Annotated in this window: 24 protein-coding genes and 2 tRNA genes; 15 read left to right on the plus strand and 11 right to left on the minus strand. The window is 74.3% G+C overall.

From position 1 onward, the window contains the following. Positions 1-5: 5 nt before the first annotated feature. Positions 6-278 carry a hypothetical protein gene (locus FGG90_RS03205; RefSeq protein WP_086517923.1) on the plus strand — a complete coding sequence of 91 codons (273 nt, stop codon included), beginning with the start codon at positions 6-8 and terminating at the stop codon, positions 276-278. Positions 279-376: 98 nt separating this feature from the next. On the opposite strand, the gene FGG90_RS03210 is transcribed toward FGG90_RS03205, so the two are convergent. The 3 genes from FGG90_RS03210 to orn all read right to left on the minus strand — a co-directional run bounded on the left by FGG90_RS03210 (position 377) and on the right by orn (position 1,573). Then, positions 377-727 (minus strand): metallopeptidase family protein, encoded by a 351-nt coding sequence (locus FGG90_RS03210; RefSeq protein WP_094130541.1) that lies wholly within the window; start codon positions 725-727, stop codon positions 377-379. A gap of 105 nt (positions 728-832) precedes the next feature. Continuing rightward, a tRNA-His gene (locus tag FGG90_RS03215) sits at positions 833-908 on the minus strand. A 44-nt stretch (positions 909-952) separates the two neighbouring features. Then, on the minus strand, positions 953-1,573 hold the full coding sequence (gene orn, locus FGG90_RS03220; RefSeq protein WP_094130539.1) for an oligoribonuclease: 621 nt from the start codon (positions 1,571-1,573) through the stop codon (positions 953-955). 57 nt (positions 1,574-1,630) lie between these two features. Here orn and FGG90_RS03225 point away from each other — a divergent pair, with 57 nt between their 5' ends. From FGG90_RS03225 to nadE, 4 genes are all read left to right on the plus strand, one after another. Next, the gene (locus FGG90_RS03225; protein ID WP_094130537.1) at positions 1,631-1,846 is read left to right on the plus strand and encodes an SCO4848 family membrane protein; all 216 of its coding nucleotides are present in this window, start codon (positions 1,631-1,633) and stop codon (positions 1,844-1,846) included. A gap of 41 nt (positions 1,847-1,887) precedes the next feature. Further along, the gene (locus FGG90_RS03230; RefSeq protein WP_094130535.1) at positions 1,888-2,184 is read left to right on the plus strand and encodes a thioredoxin family protein; all 297 of its coding nucleotides are present in this window, start codon (positions 1,888-1,890) and stop codon (positions 2,182-2,184) included. Positions 2,185-2,198: 14 nt separating this feature from the next. Further along, positions 2,199-2,274 (plus strand) — tRNA-Arg (locus FGG90_RS03235). 40 nt (positions 2,275-2,314) lie between these two features. Next, positions 2,315-3,136, plus strand: coding sequence for an ammonia-dependent NAD(+) synthetase (gene nadE, locus FGG90_RS03240; RefSeq protein WP_094130533.1), 822 nt, complete (start codon positions 2,315-2,317; stop codon positions 3,134-3,136). 75 nt (positions 3,137-3,211) lie between these two features. Here nadE and FGG90_RS03245 read toward each other — a convergent pair whose 3' ends face one another. Together FGG90_RS03245 and FGG90_RS03250 are read right to left on the minus strand one after the other, a co-directional pair. Next, the gene (locus FGG90_RS03245; RefSeq protein ID WP_094130531.1) at positions 3,212-3,910 is read right to left on the minus strand and encodes a hypothetical protein; all 699 of its coding nucleotides are present in this window, start codon (positions 3,908-3,910) and stop codon (positions 3,212-3,214) included. Positions 3,911-3,994: 84 nt separating this feature from the next. Then, the gene (locus FGG90_RS03250; protein WP_094130529.1) at positions 3,995-4,231 is read right to left on the minus strand and encodes a hypothetical protein; all 237 of its coding nucleotides are present in this window, start codon (positions 4,229-4,231) and stop codon (positions 3,995-3,997) included. 170 nt (positions 4,232-4,401) lie between these two features. Here FGG90_RS03250 and msrA point away from each other — a divergent pair, with 170 nt between their 5' ends. The 6 genes from msrA to FGG90_RS03280 all read left to right on the plus strand — a co-directional run bounded on the left by msrA (position 4,402) and on the right by FGG90_RS03280 (position 9,033). Next, a complete protein-coding gene (msrA, locus tag FGG90_RS03255) occupies positions 4,402-4,929 on the plus strand; it encodes a peptide-methionine (S)-S-oxide reductase MsrA (RefSeq protein ID WP_043587182.1) in 528 nt (175 codons plus the stop codon). A gap of 105 nt (positions 4,930-5,034) precedes the next feature. Then, positions 5,035-5,259 carry a hypothetical protein gene (locus FGG90_RS03260; RefSeq protein WP_237583508.1) on the plus strand — a complete coding sequence of 75 codons (225 nt, stop codon included), beginning with the start codon at positions 5,035-5,037 and terminating at the stop codon, positions 5,257-5,259. Positions 5,260-5,744: 485 nt separating this feature from the next. Further along, positions 5,745-6,314, plus strand: a complete 570-nt coding sequence (locus FGG90_RS03265; protein ID WP_094130523.1) for a MarR family winged helix-turn-helix transcriptional regulator — start codon at positions 5,745-5,747, stop codon at positions 6,312-6,314. Continuing rightward, complete coding sequence (locus tag FGG90_RS03270) at positions 6,311-6,793, plus strand: DUF6993 domain-containing protein (RefSeq protein WP_094130521.1); 483 nt, start codon at positions 6,311-6,313, stop codon at positions 6,791-6,793. The genes FGG90_RS03265 and FGG90_RS03270 overlap by 4 nt, the downstream gene beginning before the upstream one ends. Positions 6,794-6,866: 73 nt before the next feature. Continuing rightward, positions 6,867-8,549 carry an energy-dependent translational throttle protein EttA gene (ettA, locus tag FGG90_RS03275; protein ID WP_094130519.1) on the plus strand — a complete coding sequence of 561 codons (1,683 nt, stop codon included), beginning with the start codon at positions 6,867-6,869 and terminating at the stop codon, positions 8,547-8,549. Positions 8,550-8,553: 4 nt separating this feature from the next. Continuing rightward, the gene (locus tag FGG90_RS03280) at positions 8,554-9,033 is read left to right on the plus strand and encodes an acyl-CoA thioesterase (RefSeq protein ID WP_094130517.1); all 480 of its coding nucleotides are present in this window, start codon (positions 8,554-8,556) and stop codon (positions 9,031-9,033) included. A 71-nt stretch (positions 9,034-9,104) separates the two neighbouring features. Here the strand turns inward: FGG90_RS03280 and FGG90_RS03285 are convergent, their stop codons facing one another. Further along, positions 9,105-10,010 carry an acyl-CoA thioesterase gene (locus FGG90_RS03285; protein ID WP_094130515.1) on the minus strand — a complete coding sequence of 302 codons (906 nt, stop codon included), beginning with the start codon at positions 10,008-10,010 and terminating at the stop codon, positions 9,105-9,107. A gap of 83 nt (positions 10,011-10,093) precedes the next feature. On the opposite strand from FGG90_RS03285, the gene FGG90_RS03290 reads away from it, so the two are divergent. Continuing rightward, on the plus strand, positions 10,094-10,789 hold the full coding sequence (locus FGG90_RS03290) for a hypothetical protein (RefSeq protein WP_094130514.1): 696 nt from the start codon (positions 10,094-10,096) through the stop codon (positions 10,787-10,789). 54 nt (positions 10,790-10,843) lie between these two features. Here FGG90_RS03290 and FGG90_RS03295 read toward each other — a convergent pair whose 3' ends face one another. The 3 genes from FGG90_RS03295 to pepN form a co-directional block, all read right to left on the minus strand. Then, positions 10,844-11,239 (minus strand): globin, encoded by a 396-nt coding sequence (locus FGG90_RS03295; RefSeq protein WP_094130512.1) that lies wholly within the window; start codon positions 11,237-11,239, stop codon positions 10,844-10,846. Next, the gene (locus FGG90_RS03300) at positions 11,239-12,519 is read right to left on the minus strand and encodes a mechanosensitive ion channel family protein (protein WP_094130510.1); all 1,281 of its coding nucleotides are present in this window, start codon (positions 12,517-12,519) and stop codon (positions 11,239-11,241) included. The genes FGG90_RS03295 and FGG90_RS03300 overlap by 1 nt, the downstream gene beginning before the upstream one ends. Before the next feature lie 167 nt (positions 12,520-12,686). After that, positions 12,687-15,230: an aminopeptidase N gene (gene pepN / locus FGG90_RS03305; protein ID WP_094130508.1), complete on the minus strand. Its 2,544-nt coding sequence runs from the start codon at positions 15,228-15,230 to the stop codon at positions 12,687-12,689. 154 nt (positions 15,231-15,384) lie between these two features. Here pepN and FGG90_RS03310 point away from each other — a divergent pair, with 154 nt between their 5' ends. The 3 genes from FGG90_RS03310 to FGG90_RS03320 all read left to right on the plus strand — a co-directional run bounded on the left by FGG90_RS03310 (position 15,385) and on the right by FGG90_RS03320 (position 17,611). Further along, positions 15,385-16,011, plus strand: a complete 627-nt coding sequence (locus FGG90_RS03310) for a mycothiol-dependent nitroreductase Rv2466c family protein (protein ID WP_094130506.1) — start codon at positions 15,385-15,387, stop codon at positions 16,009-16,011. Between the two features lie 115 nt (positions 16,012-16,126). Beyond that, complete coding sequence (locus FGG90_RS03315) at positions 16,127-16,615, plus strand: ribose-5-phosphate isomerase (RefSeq protein WP_094130504.1); 489 nt, start codon at positions 16,127-16,129, stop codon at positions 16,613-16,615. A gap of 6 nt (positions 16,616-16,621) precedes the next feature. Beyond that, positions 16,622-17,611 (plus strand): Fpg/Nei family DNA glycosylase, encoded by a 990-nt coding sequence (locus FGG90_RS03320; RefSeq protein ID WP_094130502.1) that lies wholly within the window; start codon positions 16,622-16,624, stop codon positions 17,609-17,611. Between the two features lie 175 nt (positions 17,612-17,786). Here the strand turns inward: FGG90_RS03320 and FGG90_RS03325 are convergent, their stop codons facing one another. Together FGG90_RS03325 and FGG90_RS03330 are read right to left on the minus strand one after the other, a co-directional pair. Next, the gene (locus tag FGG90_RS03325; protein ID WP_094130500.1) at positions 17,787-18,272 is read right to left on the minus strand and encodes a Dps family protein; all 486 of its coding nucleotides are present in this window, start codon (positions 18,270-18,272) and stop codon (positions 17,787-17,789) included. Between the two features lie 117 nt (positions 18,273-18,389). Beyond that, positions 18,390-23,915: an SCO7613 C-terminal domain-containing membrane protein gene (locus tag FGG90_RS03330; protein WP_094130498.1), complete on the minus strand. Its 5,526-nt coding sequence runs from the start codon at positions 23,913-23,915 to the stop codon at positions 18,390-18,392. Positions 23,916-24,031 lie beyond the last annotated feature (116 nt).

Consider the following 24,031-nt stretch of genomic DNA (forward strand, 5'->3'; position numbering starts at 1 on the left):
AGGCCATGACCGATTCCGCACCCACCGACGTCCGCTACCTCGCCGTCTTCGCCGACGGCCCCCTCGAAGGCACCACCGAGACGCGCGTGCTCGTGGACGGCGCGCACGACGAGACCATCAGCACCCTCTCCGCCGTCGAGGGCAAGGAGTCCCTCTTCCAATACCGCGCCGGCGAGGTGACCGAGGTCGCGGGCGAGAAGCGCGTCACGTACTCGTTCGTGGCCGACGGCAGCGACGACGTCCTCGGCGAGGGCGACGACGAGTCCCTCGAGCTCTGATCCGTTCCCGGCGCCTCCGCGCCGGCCCCGACGGCCCCGGCCCGCGACGCGGCAGCCGGGGCCGTCGTGCGTCCGGGCGCGCTCGCGCCGGTCCGGCGTCAGGCCCAGCCGAGCTCGTGCAGCCGGTCGTCGTCGATGCCGTGGAAGTGGGCGATCTCGTGCACGAGCGTGACGTGCACGAGGTCGCGGAGCGCGTCCACGTCCTCCGCCTCGTGCAGGTGCGGCTCGCGGTACACGACGATGCGATCCGGCATCTCGCCGAACCCGTACTGGCCGCGCTCGGTCATGGCGACGCCGTCGTAGAGCCCGAGCAGGTCGAGGGACCCGTCCTCGGGACGGTCCTCCACCACGAAGACGACGTTGTCGAGGCCGTCGACCATCTCGTCCGGCAGCGCGTCGAGCTCGTCGACCACCAGCCGCTCGAAGTCCTCCGGGTCGCAGTGCAGCACGGATCCAGCCTCGCACACGCCCCGGACCCGGGCTGCCCCGGAGACGACGGAAGGGCCGGAGACGACGGAAGGGCCGGGACCCTCTCGGATCCCGGCCCTTCCCGGTGGGGTGGACGACGGGGCTCGAACCCGCGACTTCCGGCTCCACAAGCCAGCGCTCTGCCAACTGAGCTACGCCCACCATGCGGCCGATCCCGCTCTCGCAGACGGCCATGAATGAGGATACTACAGGCGCGGAGCCCATGCGGACGTCACGTCCGCGGAGATGGCCTGCACGTCCTCCGTCGCGGGCCCCGGAGCCGGCACGAAGGCGGCGCGGCGGTAGTACTCGAGCTCGCGGATGGACTCGAGGATGTCGGCGAGGGCGCGGTGCCCGCCGTTCTTCGCGGGGGAGTTGAAGTAGATCCGGGGGAACCACTCCTTCGCGAGCACCTTGATCGAGGAGACGTCGACGCTGCGGTAGTGCAGGTGCGCGTCGACGCGCGGCATGTACTTGGCGAGGAACGCGCGGTCGGTGCCGATGGTGTTGCCCGCGATGGGCGCCTTGCCGCCGTTCGGCACGTGCTGCAGCAGGTACTCGAGCACCGCGAACTCGGCGTCCGCGAGGCTCACTCCCGCGGGGATCTCGTCGAGCAGGCCCGAGGAGCGGTGCATGTCGGTGACGAACTCGCCCATGTTGGCGAGCGCCGCCGGATCCGGGTTGATGACGATCGTGAAGCCCGGGTCCACGGGGACGAGGTCGAAGTCGGTGACGACCACCGCGACCTCCACCAGCTCGTCGATCGCGAGGTCGAGCCCCGTCATCTCGCAGTCGATCCACACCAGCCGGTCCGCGTTGTTGCCCATCCCGAGATCCTATCGGCGGGCCGGGCGGGGCGGATCCGGCCCGCCTACCATGGGTGGGTGATCACCCTCCTCGCCGTCCTCCTCCTCGTCAACGGCGTCTGGAACGTCGTCGTCTGGCCGCAGTTCCTGAAGCGCGTCGCGAGGGACCCGCGTGCCCGCGCCGCTGACGGGTCCCGCACCCCGTTCTTCACCGTGCACCTCGTGCTCGTCTCCGTGTCGCTGCTCCTCGCGGCCCTCTCCCTCGTCGCCGCCGTCGCGGCCTTCCTCTCCTGACCTCCGCCGAGGACGCGGGCGCGCCCGGCGTCCGCGTCGTGATGTACTCCTCGCTGTTCTGCGTCCCGTGCCAGGCCACCCGGCGCGTGCTCGCCGAGGTGCAGCGCCTGCTGCCCTGGCTCGCCGTGGAGGAGCTCGACGTCGCGGCGCACCCCGACCGGGCCGAGGCGGAGCGGATCCGCTCGACGCCGACGATCCTCGTGCACGCCGGCGACGTGCAGGTGCTGCGCGCCGAAGGCGTGCCGACCGCCCCGCAGGTGCTGCAGGCCGTGGCGCGGGCGATGGACGCGTCCGCCGCGCCGCCCCGCTCCGGCCCGGGCGCCGCGGGACCCGCGTAGTACCCTCGTCACGACCCTCCGTAGCTCAATGGATAGAGCATCGGCCTTCTAATCCGACGGTTGCGCGTTCGAGTCGCGCCGGGGGGACCACCGCTGTCGCGGGGCACCTGTTCGTCGTAGATTTGGGCGCATGCGCGACATCCAGTCACAGATCATCGACGCCCTCGAGGTGCGACCGACCATCGATCCCGCGGACGAGGTCCGGAAGCGCGTCGACTTCCTCAAGGCCTACCTCCGCTCCACGGGCGCGGAGGGATTCGTCCTCGGCATCAGCGGCGGACAGGACTCCTCCCTCGCGGGTCGTCTCGCCCAGCTGGCCGTCGAGGAGCTCGCCGCCGAGGGCGTCCGGGCGGACTTCGTCGCCGTGCGGCTGCCCTACGGGGTGCAGGCCGACGAGGAGGACGCGCAGCTCGCCCTGCGCTTCATCCAGCCGAAGGCCAGCGTCGTGTTCGACATCAAGCGCGCCGTGGACGGCTTCGAGGCGGAGTACGCCGACGCGGCGGGCCACCGGATGCTCGACTTCACCAAGGGCAACGTCAAGGCGCGCTCGCGCATGGTCGCCCAGTACGCCCTCGCCGGACAGGCGCGCCTCCTCGTCGTCGGCACGGACCACGCGGCCGAGGCGGTCACGGGCTTCTTCACCAAGTACGGCGACGGCGGCGCGGACGTGCTGCCCCTCACGGGCCTCTCGAAGCGCCAGGGCCGCGCGCTGCTCGAGCACCTGGACGCCCCCGAGCGCCTCTACCTCAAGGCGCCCACGGCGGACCTCCTCGACGACACCCCCGGTCAGACCGACGAGGCGAACCTCGGCCTCACCTACGCCGACATCGACGACTACCTCGAGGGGCGCGTCGTCGCCGACGAGGTGGCCGAGGCCATCGAGGCGCGGTACGCCAGCACGGAGCACAAGCGCCGCGTCCCCGCGACGATGTTCGACGACTGGTGGAAGTGATCCGCGTCCTTCCCCGCACATGACGACGCCCCGCACCTCATCGAGGTGCGGGGCGTCGTCGCGCGAGGCCGAGGATCAGCGGCGCTCGGCCTCCGCGGCGCGGGAGTTCGCGGCGGACGACGAGGGGACAGGCGGGCTGTACTGCTCGTCGGGGGACTCGACGCGTCGCTCGGCGGCCTGCTGGTCGTCGGTGCCGGGGCGCCAGGGGACGGGGACCGCGGCGATGCCGGGGGAGGGCTCGGGCGCCCGGGGAGCCGGAGCGTCCGTCGCGGGCGAGTCGTCCTCGAACTGCCAGCGGGCGATGTCGCCCTGGAAGATCTTGCGGGCGCGGCCCGGGTGGTGCTGCCACTCCACGATGCGGTCGCGGAACTCGGCGAGCTGCGTGTCGAACTGGAACCCGAAGCTGCCGCTGCCGCGCTTGAACTCCGTGATCTCGTGCGCCGCCCACGTGGCCGCGGTCGCGGCGCCCTTGACCGGCATGAGGCGGATGCGGATGTCGGCCTCGCCGGCGGCGCGATCGGCGAGCACGCGCTCCTGCGGCGTGAGGCCGTCCCACACGGAGGCCTGACGCGCCGCGTCGACCAGCGCGCCGATGGCGGCCGCCTTCACCTCCCGGTCGTGGCGCGTGAGGACCCGCTGCGTGGCTCCGCGCGCGATGAGGGCGGCGAGCACGCCGGCCACCACGATGGCCACGAAGGGGACGATGACGCTCGAGAGGAGCTGCGTGCCCCGCTCGGACGCGAGGGCATCGAGGAGATCATTCCACCACTGCATGCGGTGACCGTACCCCGGGCTCCGGCCGTCGCCGGGGAGGCGAGGCGGGCGCGTCGCGGCCTCGGCATGCCGACGCGCAGCGGATCAGAACCGGAGGCAGTCGACGGCGTCCTGGAGGGCCCAGAAGTCACCGAGGGGGACGAACCCCTGCGCGTCCCGGCGGAGGCGCTTGGCGCGGAAGCGCTCGCCCTGCGGCTCGTGCATCCGCTCGACGTAGCCGAGCACGGCGCCGTCCGGACGGGTGACGCGCAGGAGCCCGTCGTGCAGCTCGCGCACCTGGGCCGCCGAGCGCGACAGGGGGGTGTAGGTGATGCTGGGCATGGTGTCCTCCGTCCGCGTGCCGCCGGCCCGGCGGTGTCTCGATGTCCCCGAAGCTACGGGGGACCACCGACATCGCGGCCGGCAGGAATGGGCGGCGTCCGATGACGGTTCCCTCCCATGTCGACCCGTGCGGACCTCGCGCGCGGCGACGGGAAGTAGGTTCATCTCTCATGCAGACATTCATCCTCGCCGGCGGCTGCTTCTGGTGCCTCGATGCGGTCTACCGCACGCTCGACGGCGTCCAGGACGTCATCTCCGGCTACATCGGCGGACACACCGCCCACCCCTCCTACGACGCCGTGTGCACGGGCGCGACCGGGCACGCCGAGGCGGTGAAGGTGGTCTTCGACGAGGAGGTCATCCCCGCCGACGTCATCCTCGACGTGTTCTTCACGCTGCACGACCCGCGCCAGCTCAACCGGCAGGGCGCCGACGTCGGCACCCAGTACCGGTCGGCCATGTTCCCCGCGGACGCCGAGCAGGAGCAGCTGTTCCGCGACGCCATCTCCCGCGCCGGCGAGCTGTGGGACGGCACCGCCGTCACCACGATCGAGCCGGTCGGCACCTGGTACGACGCGGAGGACTACCACCAGGACTTCTTCGCGAAGAACCCGGGCCAGGGCTACTGCAACGCGGTCGCCGTGCCCAAGGTCAACAAGGTGCGCAAGTCGTTCGCGCAGTACGTGCGCGCGGCCTGACCCACCCTCCCCGACGCCCCGCGGCCTGTACGGCCGCGGGGCGTCGGCGTACCATCGGCACGTCCGGGCGACGGAGCCCGGCGAGGAGAGGCGACGACGATGTCGATGACCACGAACACGAGCACGACCGGCCTGCCGCGCACCGCGGGCAAGACCTGGGTGGCCTTCGGGGCCACGGGGGCGCTCGCCTCCATCCACTCGCACGACGACGGGTACGAGGTGCGGCCGCTGCACCGCGGCGTCGTCGCCGGCACGTACCCGTCGCTGGAGATCGCGAAGTCCGCGCTCCGGGCGGGGCAGGGCGGCGACGTGGAGTTCTCCGCGCACTGAGCCGCCCGCGGCTCCTCCCCAGCGGGGGCGGACGCGCGCATCCGCCGTCCCCGGGACCCGCTCTCGTCGGCATGCCCGGGATCGTGCACGATGCGACCGCGGCACGGTGCCGCCGGGGGAGGCGGCATGCGCGGAACGGGCACGGCGGACGGGACGACGGTCGGCGACGGCGGGGGGATGCCGCATGCCCTGTTGCGCGGGCGGCTCGGCGGTGCCGCCCGCGGCATCCGCACGGCGGAGGGCTGGGAGGTGGCCGCCCTCCACGTGGGCGGCGTGATCGTCACGTGCGCGGGCGCGGGGGCAGCGGATGCCGTCCGGTCGCTCCACGCGGGCGACGAGGTCGTCGTGCGCGGGGTCCTGCGCGCCCGCCGAGGGGGACGTCCGGGCGACGACGCCGTCGAGATGGAGGCGACGCTCCTCGCCGTGCGGAGGCGGCGCGGGTCGCACCCGCGGAGACCCCGGGCGAGGCGCCCTAGGATCGCAGCATGAGCGGATCCCCCCGGTGGCTCGAGCCGGATCAGCAGCGCGCCTGGCGGACCGTCATCGTCGCGCTCAACCACGTCAGCGAGCGCATCGAACGGCAGCTGGTGCGCGACGCCGGCATGCCGCACGCGTACTACATGATCCTCGTCCGGCTGTCCGAGGCCGAGGGCAACGCGCTGCCCATGTCCGTGCTCGCGCGGGCCCTGCAGGCGTCCGCGAGCCGCACGTCGCACGCCGTGACCCGGCTCGAGCAGCTCGGCTGGGTCCGCCGGGTCCCGTCGTCGCGCGACGGCCGGAGCCTCCTCGCGGAGCTCACGGACGAGGGCCGCGGCACGCTGGCGGCCGCCGCCCCCGGGCACGCCGAGGAGGTGCTGCACACGGTGTTCGACCCGCTGAGCGCCGAGCAGACCGCTCAGCTCGAGGCCATCGCCCGCGATATCCTCACCACCATGACCGCTTCCTCCCCCCTCGACGGCCGGGGGAGCGCCCGCGGCGACGACCTGGCCATCCCCCCGGCCCCCGACGCACCCGCGGCGGGCGCGACCGCCCGGCCGGACGAGCACGTCGCGTGAGGGGCCGCATCGGCGCCCTCGTCGCACCCGCGCTCCTCGCCGCGCTCGTCCTGAGCGGCTGCACGCAGACGCCGTCGCCGACGCAGCCGACGGCCCCGGCGACGGCGGGGTCCGCGTCCCCCGACGCCGCCGCGTCCGCCGCCCCCACCACGGCGCCCGTGGACCCGGCGGGCACGGCCGAGGCCAACCTGCCGGCCTTCGAGGCGACGGCGGGCGGGGTCGTCTCCGCGGATCCGAACGCGAAGGGCCGCGCGATGGTCGACGCGCTCGTCGGCGTCGGGTTCCCGAAGGACAAGATGGAGGTCACGGCGGACGCGACGCCGCTCGGCAACTCCGTCGACTCGATCCTCGTGGCCGTGCGCCTGGGCGACGGCTGCCTCATCGGCCAGCGCGCGCAGGACGGCTTCTCCGCGCACGTGGAGCCGGCGCTGTCCTCCGGCCGCTGCCTGGTGGGGCAGACGCGCGCCATCGACTGGTGACCCGTGCCCGGCCGGGCCCCGACGGACGGCTGGTCGGCGTCCGGGCGTGCGCGGCACTGAATAGACTCGACCCATGGCTGAATACATCTACTCGATGGTCCGCGCCCGGAAGTCGGTCGGCGACAAGCTGATCCTCGACGACGTCACGATGTCGTTCATCCCGGGCGCCAAGATCGGCGTCGTCGGACCGAACGGCGCGGGCAAGTCCACGATCCTCAAGATCATGGCGGGCCTCGACACCCCGAGCAACGGCGAGGCCAAGCTGTCGCCCGGCTACTCGGTCGGCATCCTCATGCAGGAGCCCGAGCTCGACGAGTCGAAGACCGTCCTCGAGAACGTCCAGGAGGGCGTCGGCCCGCTGAAGGCGCAGGTCGACCGCTACAACGAGATCGCCGCGGCCATGGCCGAGCCCGACGCCGACTTCGACACGCTCCTCGCCGAGATGGGCACGCTCCAGGAGGCCATCGACGCCGCCGACGGCTGGGAGCTCGACTCGCAGCTCGAGCAGGCGATGGACGCGCTGCGCACGCCGCCGGGCGACGCCTCGGTCGCGAACCTCTCCGGCGGCGAGAAGCGCCGCGTGGCGCTCTGCAAGCTCCTGCTCCAGAAGCCCGACCTGCTCCTCCTCGACGAGCCCACCAACCACCTCGACGCCGAGAGCGTGCTCTGGCTCGAGCAGCACCTGTCCAAGTACCCGGGCGCCGTCCTCGCCGTGACCCACGACCGGTACTTCCTCGACCACGTGGCCGAGTGGATCGCCGAGGTCGACCGCGGGCGCCTCTACCCGTACGAGGGCAACTACTCGACGTACCTCGAGAAGAAGCAGGAGCGCCTCAGCGTCCAGGGCAAGAAGGACGCGAAGCTCTCCAAGCGCCTCGCCGAGGAGCTCGACTGGGTCCGCAGCAACGCGAAGGGCCGCCAGGCGAAGTCCAAGGCGCGCCTCGCCCGCTACGAGGAGATGGTGACCGAGGCGGAGCGCACGAGGAAGCTGGACTTCGAGGAGATCCAGATCCCCGTGGGCCCGCGCCTGGGCTCGCAGGTCATCGACGCGAACAAGCTGCACAAGCAGTTCGGCGAGCGGGTCCTCATCGACGACCTCTCGTTCACGCTGCCGCGCAACGGCATCGTCGGCGTCATCGGCCCGAACGGCGTCGGCAAGACCACGCTGTTCAAGACCATCGTGGGCTTCGAGCCGCTCGACTCCGGCGAGCTGAAGGTCGGCGACACGGTCGACATCTCCTACGTCGACCAGAGCCGCGGCGGCATCGACCCGGAGAAGTCGCTGTTCGAGGTCGTCTCCGACGGCCAGGACTACATCCAGGTCGGCAAGCAGGAGGTGCCCGCGCGCGCCTACGTCTCCACCTTCGGGTTCAAGGGGCCGGACCAGCAGAAGAAGGCGGGCATCCTCTCCGGTGGAGAGCGCAACCGCCTGAACCTCGCGCTGACGCTCAAGCAGGGCGGCAACCTGCTGCTGCTCGACGAGCCCACCAACGACCTGGACGTCGAGACGCTCGGCAGCCTCGAGAACGCGCTGCTCGAGTTCCCCGGCTGCGCCGTGGTCATCACCCACGACCGGTGGTTCCTCGACCGGATCGCGACGCACATCCTGTCCTACGAGGGCACCGAGGAGGACCCCGCGAACTGGTACTGGTTCGAGGGCAACTTCGAGTCGTACGAGCAGAACAAGATCGAGCGCCTCGGCGCGGACGCCGCGAAGCCGCACCGCTCCGCGTACCGCAAGCTGACGCGCGACTGAGCCGGTGACCCGGGTCCACGTCCCGGTCCACCTGCGGTGGGCCGACCTCGACGCCTACGACCACGTGAACAACGTGGAGGTCCTCCGGCTGCTGGAGGAGGCGCGCGTCCGCGCCTTCTGGCGGAGCGACGGCGACGACGACGGCGAGGACGCGGGGCTCGCGCTCATCGACGCGTCGGCGGGCGCGGCGACCATGACCCTCATCGCCCGTCAGGAGGTCGAGTACCTGCTGCCGATCTCCTACGGGCGGCGTCCGCTCGACGTGCAGGTGTGGCTGGGGCGGCTCGGCGGGTCCAGCTTCGAGGCGTGCTACGAGCTGCGCACGCCCGCGGGCGTCGAGCCGTCCGCGCTCTACGCGCGCGCCTCCACGACGATCGTGCTCGTCGACGCGGGGACCGGTCGACCGCGCCGCATCACCGATGACGAGCGCGCGGCATGGAGCGCGTACGTCGAGGAGCCCGTGGCCTTCAGCCGACGCGGCTGACGCGGGCGACGCGGGGCACGCGGGTCAGCCGTGCGCCTCGGCGGGGACGCGGGCGGCGCGGGGCACGCGGGTCAGCCGCGCGCCTCGGCGGGGACGCGCACCATGCCCTCCTGGGCGACGCTCGCGAGCAGCACGCCGTCGCGCGAGTAGATGCGTCCGAGGGAGAGGCCGCGTCCGCCCTGCGCGCTCGTCGACTCCTGCACGTAGAGCATCCACTCGTCGGCGCGGCCGAAGCGGTGGAACCACATCGCGTGGTCGAGGCTCGCGGCGTTGATGCCGGGCGTCGCCCACGAGAGGCCGTGCCGGCGGTAGATGGACTCGAGGATCGAGTAGTCGCTCGCGTAGGCGAGGGACGCGAGGTGCACGGCCGGGTCGTCGGGCAGGCGGCCGATGGCGCGGATCCACACCGCCTGATGCGCGACGCGCTCCTCCGCGGCGCCGAAGTAGACGGGCTGCTCGACGTGGCGCATGTCGAAGGGCCGGTCGTTCGCCCAGTGCGCGGCGACGGGGTGGTCGATGCGCGACAGCACGTCGCGCGCGCTCGGCAGCGACTCGGGCTCCGGGATGCCCTCCGGCATCGGGGCCTGGTGCTCGAGGCCCTCGTCGGAGTCCTGGAACGAGGCGATCATCGAGAGGATCGGGCGACCGTCCTGGTACGCCTGCGTGCGCCGCGTGGAGAACGAGCGGCCGTCGTGGATGCGGTCCACGGAGAAGGTGATGGGCTTCGTGACGTCTCCGGGGCGGAGGAAGTAGCCGTGCATGCTGTGCGGGCGGCGGTCGGGCTCGGTCGTGCGCATGGCGGCGACGAGCGACTGCGCGAGCACCTGGCCGCCGAAGACGCGGCCCATGGGCATCCACTGCGAGGGGCCGGTGGAGATGTCCTCGCTGGTGCGGGCGCCGGTGTCCGTGAGGTCGAGCGCGGTGAGGAGGCCGGCGAGCGGGCCGTCGTCGGGGGTGTCGGATGCGTGGTCGGTCATGGGTCCTCCGCCGTACGGGCCGGCCTCGGGCGGCCGGGCTGCCGGGCGGGCCGCCCGGGTGCATCCAGTAGCTTAGACAGGCCATGACGCCCTCCTTCGCCCTCCGGGACGCCCTCGCCCTCGGCGATCTGCAGACCTTCCTCGGGCGCTCCGCCCGCGTCGACGACGGGGCCGTGCGGCTCATCGGATCCGGGGGAGTGCTCGCCGTGTACACCTCGGTGCTGCAGCCGGCCGGCCTCCTCGACCGCGCGCCCACCGTCCTCGGCCTCCGCACGTTCGCCGCGGAGACGCAGGCGCCCGTCGACAGCGTGGTCCCGATCCGCGCCCTGCTCGACCGGCTCGCGCGGCTCGAGGGGCCCGCCACCGGCTCGCCCGGCGAGCCCGTGGGCGTCCTCGTGCCGCCGGACACCGCCACCGCGCCCTGGGCCGGGATCTCGCCGCCCCGCTCCGGATGGGAGCGCGTCGCCGACGTGCCCGCCGCCGCCCTGCGCGCCGCCGCGCGGGCCGGCATCGACGAGGTCGCGGCGGCCGTGCCCACGGGGATCGGCGAGCAGATCGTCTCGCGCGTGCGCGGCGAGGTCTGGGGCCGGCCCGTGGAAGGCGCGCCCGACGTGCCCGCCGGGGGCGCGTTCGCGGCCTACAGCCTCGGCTTCCTCGGTCCGGATCCCGCGCCCGACGCCGTCGCCGACGACGAGGAGCCGCCCGTCGCCGTCCTCCGCACCGGTCCGTGGACGCGCCTCACGACGGCGCGTGGGCACGTGCTCATCCGCCGGCTCTAGGAGCGGGTCGAGCCGGTCGCCGCCTCCCGTCGCCGACCGCTCGACGGGAGGCGCTCAGGACTCCTCGAACGTGTTCACCATCGCGTGGGCGGCGCGCTCCAGGTAGTCCCAGAGCTGGGCCTCGTGCAGGGGCGACAGGTCGAGCGAGTCGACCGCGACGCGCATGTGCGCGAGCCAGCGGTCGCGGGCGTCCGGGTTGACGCGGAAGGGTATGTGCCGCATCCGGAGCCGCGGATGCCCGCGCTCCTCGCTGTACGTCGTGGGCCCGCCCCAGTACTGCTCGAGGAACCCGGTGAGGCGTTGGATGGCGCCCTCGAGGTCCTCCTCCGGGTACATCGCGACGAGCACCGGGTCCTCGGCCACCCCGCGGTAGAACTCGCGGACGAGCTTCTCGAAGGTGGGGCGGCCGCCGACGTCGTCGTAGAAGGAGCTCGCGAGCAGGTCGGCCATCAGGATCCCTCGGGCGGAGTCGTGGGCTTCCGCGGGGCCCGGGGAGCACGCGGCGGCTTCGGCGGCGCGGCGTCTGCGGGCGCGTCGTCGGCGGGCTCCGGGTCCTCGGGCAGCACCGTCCAGGTGGCCGTGACCTCGTCCTCGTCGTCCGGGTGGCTCGCGGGCGCGGGGTCCTGCGCGGGGATCATCTGGGTCGCGCGCGGGTCGGGGCGGGAGCCGGCCGCGCCGCGGACGACCGGCGATGCCGGGGCCTCCGACGCGGTCGTCGGTCGCTGGGCCGCCTTGCGGGCGGCGCGCTTCTTCGGCGCGGGCGCCTCCGGCTGCTGCACGGGGGTCGGGACGGTGCGCGGCGGGTGCGCGCCGCCGACGCTCGCGGCGCTGTCGAACCCCGTGAGGACGACCGCGGACAGCGACGGCAGGGTCACGCCCATCTGGTCGAGGGCGCCCTTGAGGCGCCCGCGGAGCTCGCGGGACACGTCGTCCCGGGCGTTGCTGCGGGTCTTCACGACGATGCGGATCACCACGGCCGACTCCGAGATCGACTCGATGCCCCAGAGCTCCGGCTTCTCGACGATGCGCGAGCGCCACTTGGGCGTGGTCGCGAGCTCGGTGGCGGTGGCGAGCATGCGCTCCTGCACGGCCTGCACGTCGGTGTCGTAGGGGACGGCGAGGTCGATGACCACGCGCGCCCAGCCCTGCGACATGTTGCCGACGCGCAGGATCTCGCCGTTGCGCACGAACCAGAGCGTGCCGTTGACGTCGCGGAGGGTCGTGATGCGGATGCCGACGGTCTCCACGACGCCCGTCGCGGGACCCACGTCGACCACGTCGCCGACGCCGAGCTGGTCCTCCACGACCATGAACAGGCCGTTGAGGATGTCCTTCACGATGTTCTGCGCGCCGAAGCCGAGGCCCGCGCCGAGCGCGGCGGTGAGGAGGGCGAGCGAGCTCGTGACATCGGGGGCGACGACGGAGAGCACGCTCGCGATGACGATGACCACGATCACGACCGTGGTGATGTTGCTGAGCACGCTGCCGAGGGTGCGGGTCCTCTGGACCACGCGGACGGCCGTGAGGGGAGACGCCTGGATGGACTGGGTGTCGTCGACGTTCTGCCGCTTCTTGACGCCCGACACGATCCGGTCGACGGTCTGCCGGATCACCACGAGGAGGATCAGCCGGAGCAGGAGGCCGCCGGCGATGTAGGAGACGACCTTGATGAGGTCGCCCCACGTGGAGAAGAACGAGCCGTCGCCGCAGCACACCATGCTCAGGTCCATCGCGACGCGCTTCCGAGGGGGAGGAGGAGAGGGGTGGTCATCCGCCCGAGTGTACCGGCGGGGGCCGGGCCGGTCCTGGGTGCGCACGGGTCGCGGAGGGCGATGGGGCGGGACGCGGGAGGGGGCGGCCGCGTGCGCGACCGCCCCCTCCCCTCGTGCCGGTGGTGCTACTCGGCGTCCTTCGCCTGCGCGCGGAGCGCCCGCTCCACGCCCGACAGCAGCTCGCTGACGAGGCGGCGGAGCGCCGGCGGCTCGGGGTTCGCGTCGAGCCAGGCGACGGTCGCGTCGCGCAGCTCGGCGTCGGCGAGCGGCGACGGGTAGAAGCCGCCGATGAGCGCCGCGGCGATCGCGTAGCTGCGCGACTCCCACACGCCCTGCAGCGCGTCGAAGTAGGCGCCGACGTACGGACGCAGGAGCTCCGTGTCGGCCGCCCGGCGGAAGCCGAGGCCCGTGGTGCGGACGATCGTGTTCGGCTCGGTGTCGGCCTCCCACACGGAGGCCCACGCGGCGCGCTTGCCCTCCGCGGTGGGGAGCGCGGCGCGCGCCTGGGCGGCAGACTGGGCGCCGGTCGCCGTGCGGTCGGCCTCGAGGGCCGCGTCGATCTCGGCGGTGCCGGCGCGACCGCCCGCGACGAGCGCGGTCAGGAGCTCCCACCGGAGGTCCGCGTCGATCTCGACGCCCTCGAGCGTCTCGGTGCCGTCGAGGAGCGCCTGCACGTGGTCCAGCTGCGCGGGCTCGGCCGCCACCTGCGCGAAGGTGCGCAGGAACTGGAACTGGTTGTCGGATCCGGGCGCGGCCTGCGCGGTGAGCGCCCACAGCTCGGTGGCGACCGTCGCGAGCAGCTCGTCCCGGTGGTCCGGGGCCGAGTACGACGCGGCGGCCGTGGTGAGCTGCGCGAGGGCGTACCGGAGCGCCGTGGACTCGTCCTCGGTGGCGACGTTGTCGAGCACCAGGCGCGCGTAGTCGCGGGCGCGGATCTCGCCGTCGCGCGTCGCGTCCCACACCGAGGCGAAGACGAGCGAGCGGGCGAGCGAGTCCTCGAACGCGGCCAGGTGGCGCATCGCGACCTCGAGCGAGGCGGCATCGAGGCGGACCTTCGCGTAGGTGAGGTCGTCGTCGTTGAGCAGCACGAGCGCCGGGCGCTGGCGGCCGACGAGCTCGGCGACCTCGGTGCGGTCGCCGTCCACGTCGAGCTCGAAGCGCTCCGTGCGGACCAGGTGCGCGTCGCGGAGCTCGTAGAAGCCGATCGCGAGGCGGTGCGGCCGGAGCGTCGGGTAGTCCTCCGCGGCCTCCTGCAGCACGGCGAACGACGTGATGACGCCGTCCTCGTCCGTCTCGATCTCGGGACGCAGGGTGTTCACGCCCGAGGTCTTCAGCCACAGGTCGGTCCATCGCTCGAGGTCGCGGCCGCTCGTGCCCTCGAGCTCCCGGGTGAAGTCGCGGAGCGTCGAGTTGCCGAACGCGTGGCGCTGGAAGTACGCGGCGACGCCCGCGAGGAACTCGTCCTGGCCGACGTAGGCCACCAGCTGGCGGAGCACGGAGGCGCCCTTGGCGTACGTGATGCCGTCGAAGTTGACCTGCACGTCCTCCAGGTCGTTGATGGTCGCGTAGACGGGGTGCGTGCTCGGGAGCTGGTCCTGGTTGTACGCCCAGGACTTCTCGCCGGCGTTGAACGTGGTCCAGGCGCCCGTCCACTCGGTGCCCTCGGCGGTCGCCAGCGTGGAGATGTAGGTGGCGAAGGACTCGTTGAGCCACAGGTCGTCCCACCACTTCATGGTGACGAGGTCGCCGAACCACATGTGCGCGAGCTCGTGCAGGATCGTCGTGACCCGGCGCTCCTTCACGGCGTCGGTGACCTTGGAGCGGAAGACGTAGCTCTCGACGAACGTGACGGCGCCCGCGTTCTCCATCGCGCCCGCGTTGAACTCGGGGACGAAGAGCTGGTCGTACTTGGGGAACGGGTACGGGTACGCGAAGCGCTCCTCGTAGAACGCGAAGCCCTCGCGGGTCTTCTCGAAGACGTAGTCGGCGTCGAGGTGCTCCATGAGCGACTTGCGCGCGAAGACGCCGAGCGGGATCGTGCGGCCGTCGCTCGAGGTGAGCTCGCTGCGGACGACGCCGTAGGGGCCCGCGATGAGCGCCGTGATGTAGCTCGACATGCGGAGCGTCGGCTCGAAGGTCCAGGTGGAGGCGCCGTCGGCGGCGGCCGTGGGCTCGGGCGTGGGGGAGTTGGAGACGACCTCCCAGTGCGACGGCGCGGTGACCGTGAAGCGGAAGACGGCCTTGAGGTCGGGCTGCTCGAACACCGCGAACATGCGGCGGGAGTCCGGCACCTCGAACTGCGAGTACAGGTAGACCTCGTCGTCGACGGGATCCACGAAGCGGTGCAGGCCCTCGCCCGTGTTCGTGTACATGGCGTCGGCGACGATCGTCAGCTCGTTCTCCTGGGCGAGGTCGTCGAGGCGGATGCGGACGCCGTCGCTGACGTCGGCCGGGTCGAGCTCGCGGCCGTTCAGGGTCACGGCGTGCACCGTGCGCGTGATCGCGTCGATGAAGGTGGACGCACCGGCGGTGGCGGTGAAGCGCACGGTCGTGGTGGATCCGAACACCTCGGCTCCGCGGGTGAGGTCGAGCGTCACGTCGTACTCCGTCACGTCGAGGAGCGCCGCGCGCTCCTCGGCCTCGACGCGGGTGAGGTTCTCTCCTGGCATGCTGCTCCTGCTCGTCCGTGAGGTGGGTGGGGCCGTGCGCGCGGACGCGCCTCGTGCGGCCGTGCACCTGGCGGTCGGGGACCGGGGTGCCGCGGGTGGAGGGGCGCCGCTTCCGGAGCCGATCCTATTCCGTCGGCTGACCTAGGCTGGCGGCATGTCCGACGTACAGAGCAGCCCCCGCACGACCGCCGTCGAGTTCTGGTTCGACCCCTCCTGCCCGTGGGCGTGGATGACCTCCCGCTGGGTCGACGAGGTCGCCCGCCACCGCGACCTCGACATCACCTGGCGCGTGATGAGCCTCGCCGTCCTCAACGAGGACAAGGCCGACGACCCGAACTTCGCCGCCTTCCTCCCGCGCGCGCTCCGCTTCACGCGCCTCGTCGCCGCCGTCGAGGCCGAGCACGGCGCCCAGCACGTCAAGCCGCTGTACGACGCGCTCGGCACGCGCATCCACCTCCGCGACCAGAAGGACGCCGACGTGGTGATCCCCGAGGTCCTCGCCGAGCTCGGCCTCCCCGCGGAGCTCGCCGAGACCAGCCGCACCGACCGCTACGACGAGCCGATGCGCGCCAGCCACTTCGACGGCATCGAGCGCGTCGGACAGGACGTGGGCACGCCCGTCATCGCGGTCGACGGCGTCGCCTTCTTCGGCCCCGTCATCTCGCCCGCGCCGAAGGGCGAGGAGGCCGTCGAGCTCTGGGACGGCGTCGTCGCCGTGGCCGGCTACCCCGGCTTCTTCGAGATCAAGCGCTCGCGCACCGTCGGCCCGATCTTCGACTGATCCCTTTCCCGTCGCGGTCGCGGCGGCCGGCGCCCGCGGGTGCCGGCCGCCTCGCACGCGGCACGCCCGCCGTGCGGGCACGACGCCGCGACGCGCGGCAGGAGGAGTGCACCCGATGCGCATCCACATCGCGACCGACCACGCGGGCCTCGACTTCTCGAGGCACCTCGCCGAGCACCTGACCGGTGCCGGGCACGAGGTCGTCGACCACGGCCCGACCGCGTACGACGCGCTCGACGACTACCCGTCGTTCTGCATCCGCGCCGCCCGCGCGGTCGTCGCCGACCAGCGCGGCGGCACCACCGCCCTCGGCGTGGTCTTCGGCGGATCCGGCAACGGCGAGCAGATCGCGGCCAACAAGGTCGTGGGCGTCCGCGCGGCGCTCGTCTGGAACCTGTCGACCGCGGTGCTCGCCCGCCAGCACAACGACGCCAACGTGATCTCGATCGGCGCGCGCCAGCACACCGTCGACGAGGCCGTGTCGTTCATCGACGCGTTCATCGCCGAGCCGTTCTCCGCGGAGGAGCGGCACGCGCGCCGCATCGCGCAGCTCGCCGAGTACGAGACGACGGGGGCCATCGCCGGTCACCCCGTCACCGACTAGGCCGCCGTGCCCGAGGGGCATTCGATCCACCGGATCGCGAAGCAGTTCGAGGCGCACTTCGTGGGCGACGTCGTGCAGGCGTCCTCGCCCCAGGGCCGGTTCGCCGAGGGCGCCGCCGTGCTCGACGGCCGCCGCCTCCTCGCGGCGAAGGCCGTCGGCAAGCAGATGTTCCTCGAGTTCGACGGCGACGTCTGGCTTCGCGTGCACCTCGGCCTCTACGGCGCGTGGGACTTCGCGGGCGACGTGACGACCCTCAACCGGATGGGCCAGAACGGCATGCGGGGCGACGTGCCCGTCGACGACCGAGTGGACGACGCCCCGGTCGACTCCGACGCGGAGGATTCGCTCGCGAGCATCGGGGCGCCCCGTCGCGCGCGCCTGCGCATGGCGGAGCAGGAGAAGGTGCATGACCCGTTCTCGGCCGAGGCGTGGCCGCCCGAGCCGGTCGGCCAGGTGCGCGTCCGGCTCCTCACCGAGCACGCGGTCGCGGACCTCCGCGGGCCCACCGCCTGCGTCGTCGCCGATCCCGGCGAGGTGCGGCAGGCCATCGACAAGCTCGGGCCCGACCCCCTCGTCGACGGCGGCAAGCGCTCCGAGGACCGCTTCACGGCGACCGTGCGGAAGAAGCCCACGGCGATCGGGCTGCTGCTCATGGACCAGTCGGTCGTCAGCGGCATCGGCAACGTCTACCGCGCGGAGCTGCTCTTCCGCGCGCGGCAGAACCCGCACACGCCGGGGCGGGACGTTCCCGAGGACGTCGTGCGCGGCCTCTGGAAGGACTGGTCGAAGCTGCTGCGCAAGGGCGTCGAGGTCGGGCAGATGATGACGATGGACGGGCTGCGCGGGAAGAAGCTCGAGGCCGCGCTCCGCAACCGCGCGGATCGGCACTGGGTCTACCACCGCGAGGGGCTGCCGTGCCGGGTGTGCGGCACGAACGTCGTGATGGAGGAGGCCGCGGGCCGGAAGCTGTACTGGTGCCCGTACTGCCAGGCGTGACGCGGCGCTGACGCGGGGCTGTCGTCGCCAGCGCGCCGGGGCTCGTCGGGCGCCGGGGCGGAGCGGGCGCGGCGGTCATCCCGGCGCGGCGCCCGTTCCGGCGCGGACATGACGGAGGGGCCCGGATCCACGGTGGATCCGGGCCCCTCGACCGTCGGCTGGTGCGTGCCGGGTGCTACTCGCTGATGTGGGCGAAGAGGAACCAGCGGTCCTTCTCGAGCCCGCGGGCGATCTCGATGGCGACGTCCTGGCTGTTGACGTCGATCTCGCCGAGCTCCTGCACGGCGCGGTTGACGAGCTCCATCGTCGCGTCGATCTGCGCGATGACCTCGGCGATGGTGGCGCTCGACTGGCGGAACCCGGGGGTGAGCGGCGCGGTCGTGGTGGCGGACGCGACGGTCTCGATGCGGGCGTCGATGGGCAGGCCCAGGGCGACGACGCGCTCGGCGGCGGTGTCGGCCCAGTCCTGCGCGTGGGAGACGAGCACGTCGAGGAACTCGTGCACGCCGATGAAGTTGGCGCCGCGGACGTGCCAGTGGGCCTGCTTGCCGTTGACGGCGAGGGCCTGGAGGTTCACGACGACGGGGCTGAGGAACTGCGCGACCCCGGCGGCGACGTCGGCGGAGGCGGAGCTGGTGGGGACGTGGACGGTGTCGGTCATGGGTTCTCCTCGAACGGCGGACGGGTCTCGCGGGCTGCGGACGATGCCGTCAATCTCGCGCATCCCGACGGCGCCCGCAAGCAAGCTGAGGCATGGCTTACCGGGGCCGTCGGGGGATCAGCGGAGCGCCGACACGCGTGCGGCCACCTCCTTGACGTCCCGGATCCGCCGCTCGTAGCGCGCCGCCACGGCGATGAGGACGACGCCGCCGATGCCCGCCCACGCCCACCAGGGGACGGTGGCCGACGCCTCGCGGATCCACGGCCAGAGCTGGGCGAGCGCGTGCACGAGGAGCGCCGCCGCTCCGAGGAGGAACGGCGCCCGGAGCCGGAGGCGCGCTCCGACGAGCAGCGTGGCGAGCGCGAGGACCCCGAGGCCCACGATGCGCCATGCGGGGCTCGGCCCGAGGTCGGCCAGCAGCGGGGGGACGAGCAGGACGAGGAGCCCGGGTCCCAGGCGCCGCATGCTGCCCGCGGTCGCGTCCCGGAGGAGGTGCCGGGCGCCGACCGCGAGGAGCGCGGCGGCGATCGGGACCGTGACGGTCTCCACCGGATCCGCCGTGCCCGTGAGCGCGAGGACCACGGCGACCAGCCCGCCGAGCGCGAGCGCCGCGAGGGCGAGGACGCGGTCGCGCAGCGGGGCGGCGTCCACGGCTGGACCCGCCGGACGGGGTTCCGCGTCGTCCGGCGCGACGGTGGACGGCGCGACGGCGGACGGCGCGACTGCGGACGGCGCGCAGGCGACGTGCAGGATGGCGACGAGGCCGACCAGGAGGGCGGAGCGCGCGGCGACTCCGTCGATCCCCTCGGCGTGGGCGCGGAGGAGTCCGACCGTGCCGACCGCTCCTGCGCCGACGAGCGCGACCAGCACGGCGATCCTCGGAGCCATGGGGAGCAGGGACGCCGTGGGGAGGCGCGGGGGACGGGCTGCATCCTGTGCCGGCCCCGTGTCCGCTGCCTCCGCCGCGGGATCGCTCGCGGGGGCGCCCCAGCCCAGGCGCGACTCCCCGCTGCTGCGGGCGACTACGGCCTCGCGTGCGGGCAGGAGCGCCACGGCGACCACGAGGACGGCGGCCGCCGTGAGCGTCCAGAGGTCCGTGCGTCCGAACGTCGCCGGTTCGCGGGCAGCCAGCTGCGCGACGGTGCGACCGAATCCGACGAGCGGGACCGTGAGCCCCGAGGCCGCCGCTGTCACGAGGAGCAGGGGTCGCGTCGACGCGTGCGGTGCCGGGTCCGCACGGCGCAGGGCCGCGGCGGTCGCCAGCAGGACGACACCGGCCGCGCTCCCGAGGACCAGGGCCCGGACGGGCGTCCCCGTCCACGACGCGACGGCCGTCGGCAGGGCCGCGAGGAGCAGGGCGCCGAGGAGGACGGGAGCCGCGCCGGACGACCGTGCGCGATCCGCCGTCGATCCCCCACGGAGTCGGCGGGGGAGCCCGCGGTGCAGGAGCGCGGCCAGGATGAGCATGATCCCGGCCGGAGGCAGGACGTACGCCTCCACGGCGTCGACACTGCCGCGGGCGAGCGCCACCCACAGGGCCGCGGAGCCGAGCACGAGGGCCGCCCAGCCCACGTGTCGGCGTGCGCGGGAACCGGGTCCCGACGAGGCCACGAGCACCGCGACGCCCGAGAGCAGGAGCGCCACGGGGAGCCCGACGCCGTCCACGGACGCCGCCACCGCGACCGTCCCGACGACGAGCGCGCCCGTGGCCAGGTCGGCCGCGTGCGGGACGACCCGGAAGATCCGGTCCGCCGTGCGCGTCGGCAGGGATCCCGGAGCCGCGGACGCCGCCTCCGGGGCCGCCGACACGGCGGGGACCCGGAGGCGGTCGGCCGCGCCCACCGCCGCGACGAGCACGGCCACGATCGCGGGGACGGCGAGCGCGGCGGGGTCGGAGGAGGTGGAGCCGCCGCGCCAGGCGAGGAGCGCCACGACGACCGCGCCGAGCAGGGCGACGGCGGCGGAGCCGGCGAGCACGCGCCGGTGGACGGATCGCCGGACGAGGAGGACCCCCGCCCCGGCCACGAGCGCCACGCTCGCCACGAGCGGGCGGACGGCGCCCTCGCCGGGGTCGACCGACGCGAGCATCACCACGCCCACGAGCGCGCTGGCCGACATCCACGCCGAGCCGGCGACGCGGGCGTCGGCGGGATCGCGGGCGCCGCGCAGCGCGAGGGCGCCGACCACCACGAGCACCGCGGCCGGGACCGCCGTCTGGAGGTCGACGGCCGGGTCCCGGTCGACGAGCCCGGCGAGGCGCAGCGCGTGCGCGCCGCCGACGACCAGGAGCCCGATGCCGGCGCCGACCACGACGGCCCTCGGCAGCGGGCGGACGGGAGCCGGCGCGCGGCGCAGGGCCGCGGCGGCGGCGGTGGCGAGGACCGCGCAGATCCCGGTGAGGAGGGAGGCCCGGAGGACGTCGTCGGCCCGCCCGACGACGGCGAGCGGCAGGACGGCGGTGAGGATCCCCGCGAGGGTCAGCGCCACCACCCCGCGGCGGACGCGGGGTCCACCCGGGGCGTCGGCGCCGCCCCGGTCGGCGCGGAGGGCGGCGCGGTGCAGGAGCGCAGCGAGGAGGAGCAGCGCGCCCGCGACGGGCAGCCAGTAGGCCTCCGACATCGTGACCCCGCGCGCGAGCAGGCTCGACCACAGCGCGGCGATCGCCGTCCCGAGCGCCGTCCAGCCCCACGCGCGGCGCGCGCTGCGCGACACGAGCAGCCCGTCGTGGGCGATGGCGAGGACCGACGCCGTGGCGGCGAGGACGAGCAGCGGGATCCAGAGGAGCGCGTGCCCCTCCCGCGTCGCGTCGGACGAGATGGCCGCGAGGAGCGCCCCGCTCGCGACCACGGCCGTGCCGGCGTCGAGGGCGATGCGCAGCGCGCGGGAGGTGCTCCGGTAGGCGAGGAGTGCGGCCCCGGCCACCAGGAGCGCGACCGCCGCGGCGACCACGCCGTGCGGTGCGACACGGCGGCCGACCAGGGCGCCGGCCGTGAGGACGGCAAGCAGCGTCGACGGCGCGACGAGGCCGGCCGTCGCGAGGCGCCACCGACGCAGCGCGGTGGTGCCGGGTGTCCGGGGTGCGGCGGCTTCGGTGTCTGCCCGGATCGCCCGCGGGGGCAGGGGCGCACGTCGGACGCCGCCGACGCTCCACAGCACCAGGCCGACGACGAGCACCACCTGCGCGGCGATGGACCACGCCGGGGACGCGGTGAGCGAGCCGCCGACGCGATCCGCCCCGACGACGGCCGCCACCAGGGCCGCGAGGCAGGCGGGCAGCAGGACCGTCGCGAGGAGGGCGCGTCGCCGGACGCCGGGCGCCCCCGGCAGGGCGCCCGCGACGAGGACGACGAGCGCCGAGCCGAGGAGGACGAGCACGAGCGGATCCGCGGCCGCGTCGAGGACGCTCGAGCGCGGCGTCCGTCCGATGGCACCCGCGTGGACGAGCGACGGCGCCAGCGCCCCCGCCGCGATGAGCCCCACGAGCGCCGCCCCCGCCGTCGCCAGGCGCGCGGTGTCGTCGATGCGCGCGGTCCGCGATCCGACGACGAGGAGCAGGACCACGATCGGGGTGACCACCCACCACGTGCCGGTGCTGGCCCACGACGCGGCCCAGGCGAGACCGCCCGCCACGAGGGACAGCGCCAGGAGCGGGGCACCGGGCGGGACCACCGCCCGGCGTCGCTCCAGGGACGTCGCCGACCGCGCGGCGAGGCGCCAGGCGAGGGCGCCCGTGGATGCGGCGAGGTACGCGCCCGTCACGACGGCGACCGGTCCGAGGGCGGGGATCGCGACGAGGACCACGGCCGCTCCCGCCCACCCGAGGAGGGCACGTCGCGCCGGGAGACGGCCGCCCGCGAGCGCGGCGGCGACCGCGAGGATCCAGACGGCGACCAGTCCGGACGCGGCCGCGCGGACGTCCCCGGGGAGGCCGGCGACGCCGCTCGTCCGGCTGAGGACGACCACCGCGTCGGCGGACGGCGCCAGCCCCCACGCGGGCAGTCCGACGGCCAGCACGGCCGTGATGCCGCCGAGGCCCGCGATCGCGGCGGGCAGGCCGGCCAGGACCGCGATGACGAGCGAGGAGAGGGCGGCCACCCGCGCGGTCGCGGAGACCACGGGGTCGCGCAGTCGGCGTGATGCCACGTCGAGGACGGCGGCGACGAGCGCCGCCGCCGCGAGCTGCGCGCAGACCGTGAGGAGCGCCGGGCCTCCCGTGAGGGCCGTGATCGGCAGCGCCGCCGCGGCTCCCATGCCGGCGACGGCGGCCGCGAGCACGCGCAGCGGAGCGCCCGACGGCGTCCCGTCGTCTCCGGTGAGGGGAACCGGAGGCGTGGCCTCCCCGACGGGTCCCGCATGCGTGGTCCTCCCGTCGGAGTCCGGCCGTGCCTCGACGGGGCCCGTGGACGCGACGGCGTCGCGATCCCGTTCGTCGAGGCGACGCCCCGCGGGAGATGCCGCTCGGGCAAGAGCCCACGCGTGCACGCCGCTGGCGGCGGCGGCCGCGAGCAGGGGCACGGCCGGCACGGCATCGGGATCGACCGCACTGGCCGCCCCGGCCACGACCGCCGCCGCGGCTGCGACGACGCCGACCACGCGGAGGAGAGCGCGCTCGAGCCCGTCCGGGAGCCCGGCCGCGCGCCACCGCGGCGCCGCGTGGACGAGGGCGACCGCGGAGGCCGCGGCCAGGGCGAGCGCCGTGCGCGTGCCGGCGTCGGCCGAGGGGACGGCACCGACCAGGACGCCGACGCCGACGGGCAGCCCCGCCCAGCCGGCGATGCCCGCCGCGCGGATCCGCAGCAGGGGCCGGAGGGCGAGGAGCGCAGCCGAGACGACGAGCGTGCCGACGCCGAAGTGCACGAAGGGGTCGTTCGACGCGGCGCCGGCCAGGTCGTAGGAGCGCACGGCCCAGACGTCGAGGTGCAGCAGCACGATCCCGACCACGCCGACGGCCTCGGCGGTGCCGGGGAGGCGCCGCCTCGCCAGGATGCCCGAGGCGGCGAGGGCGGCGAGGGTGACCGCGGCCGTGATCGCCGCCCGCACGACGAGCCCGTAGGTCACGAAGGCGTAGACGACGTAGAAGACGGCGGCGACGGAGAGCAGCACCACGCCGACGGCGAGCAGCACGGCGGGGACGCTGATGCGGCGACGCGGCGCCGGGGGAGCGGCGTCCGCCATCGGCCTCGGCGTCCGGAGACGGGGGAGCACGGTCTCGCCCGCGGGAGCCGTGCCCGCCGACGTCTTGGCGGGAGCGGCGGGAACCGGGGAGCCCGTCGTCGCCGGGTGCACGGACGCCGCGGCCGTCACCGGCACGGAGGCGTCGACGATCGGACCGGCGGACGCCTGGTCGGCGGCCGCGACCGCGTCGGCGGCCGCATCGCGCCGGGCGCGCGCCGCCGCGTCGCTCCACCGACGCATGGCCTCCACGAGCCGCTCCCGCTCCGCGACCGCGTCCACCACGCGACGCGACGCCGTGAGCACGGCCACCGCGTCGGGCGCGCGGACGTCGAGCCCGCAGCGGCTGCAGACGAGCGCGCCCAGCGGCGCGAAGCAGGCCGGGCACAGGTCCGTGCGCAGGAGGTCGTCTGCTCGTGCGGGCCAGGGCTGATGCCCGATGCGCGACCCCCGTGCGTCGTCCTCGACCATGCAGCCCCCCGAGCTCGCCCGTTGCGGAAGCTCCCAGGCTATCCACGGATCGGGACGCTATCGCGGGTCGACGGACATGACGCGGCGGGTCGCCCCGGACGGGGGACGGAGGGCGT

It is taken from the genome of Clavibacter michiganensis subsp. tessellarius (genome assembly GCF_021922985.1).
In the GTDB taxonomy this organism is placed as follows: domain Bacteria; phylum Actinomycetota; class Actinomycetes; order Actinomycetales; family Microbacteriaceae; genus Clavibacter; species Clavibacter tessellarius.

Bases quoted from the DNA above. Each gene is read 5' to 3' on its own strand.
- orn (WP_094130539.1), bottom strand. From the start codon at position 1,573: ATGGGCAACAACGCGGACCGGCTGGTGTGGATCGACTGCGAGATGACG.
- nadE (WP_094130533.1), top strand. From the start codon at position 2,315: ATGCGCGACATCCAGTCACAGATCATCGACGCCCTCGAGGTGCGACCG.
- FGG90_RS03310 (WP_094130506.1), top strand. From the start codon at position 15,385: ATGTCCGACGTACAGAGCAGCCCCCGCACGACCGCCGTCGAGTTCTGG.
- FGG90_RS03230 (WP_094130535.1), top strand. From the start codon at position 1,888: ATGTACTCCTCGCTGTTCTGCGTCCCGTGCCAGGCCACCCGGCGCGTG.
- FGG90_RS03295 (WP_094130512.1), bottom strand. From the start codon at position 11,239: ATGGCCGACCTGCTCGCGAGCTCCTTCTACGACGACGTCGGCGGCCGC.
- FGG90_RS03250 (WP_094130529.1), bottom strand. From the start codon at position 4,231: ATGCCCAGCATCACCTACACCCCCCTGTCGCGCTCGGCGGCCCAGGTG.
- FGG90_RS03290 (WP_094130514.1), top strand. From the start codon at position 10,094: ATGACGCCCTCCTTCGCCCTCCGGGACGCCCTCGCCCTCGGCGATCTG.
- FGG90_RS03300 (WP_094130510.1), bottom strand. From the start codon at position 12,519: ATGGACCTGAGCATGGTGTGCTGCGGCGACGGCTCGTTCTTCTCCACG.
- FGG90_RS03315 (WP_094130504.1), top strand. From the start codon at position 16,127: ATGCGCATCCACATCGCGACCGACCACGCGGGCCTCGACTTCTCGAGG.
- ettA (WP_094130519.1), top strand. From the start codon at position 6,867: ATGGCTGAATACATCTACTCGATGGTCCGCGCCCGGAAGTCGGTCGGC.
- FGG90_RS03245 (WP_094130531.1), bottom strand. From the start codon at position 3,910: ATGCAGTGGTGGAATGATCTCCTCGATGCCCTCGCGTCCGAGCGGGGC.
- FGG90_RS03285 (WP_094130515.1), bottom strand. From the start codon at position 10,010: ATGACCGACCACGCATCCGACACCCCCGACGACGGCCCGCTCGCCGGC.
- msrA (WP_043587182.1), top strand. From the start codon at position 4,402: ATGCAGACATTCATCCTCGCCGGCGGCTGCTTCTGGTGCCTCGATGCG.
- FGG90_RS03265 (WP_094130523.1), top strand. From the start codon at position 5,745: ATGAGCGGATCCCCCCGGTGGCTCGAGCCGGATCAGCAGCGCGCCTGG.
- FGG90_RS03205 (WP_086517923.1), top strand. From the start codon at position 6: ATGACCGATTCCGCACCCACCGACGTCCGCTACCTCGCCGTCTTCGCC.
- FGG90_RS03330 (WP_094130498.1), bottom strand. From the start codon at position 23,915: ATGGTCGAGGACGACGCACGGGGGTCGCGCATCGGGCATCAGCCCTGG.
- pepN (WP_094130508.1), bottom strand. From the start codon at position 15,230: ATGCCAGGAGAGAACCTCACCCGCGTCGAGGCCGAGGAGCGCGCGGCG.
- FGG90_RS03325 (WP_094130500.1), bottom strand. From the start codon at position 18,272: ATGACCGACACCGTCCACGTCCCCACCAGCTCCGCCTCCGCCGACGTC.
- FGG90_RS03260 (WP_237583508.1), top strand. From the start codon at position 5,035: ATGACCACGAACACGAGCACGACCGGCCTGCCGCGCACCGCGGGCAAG.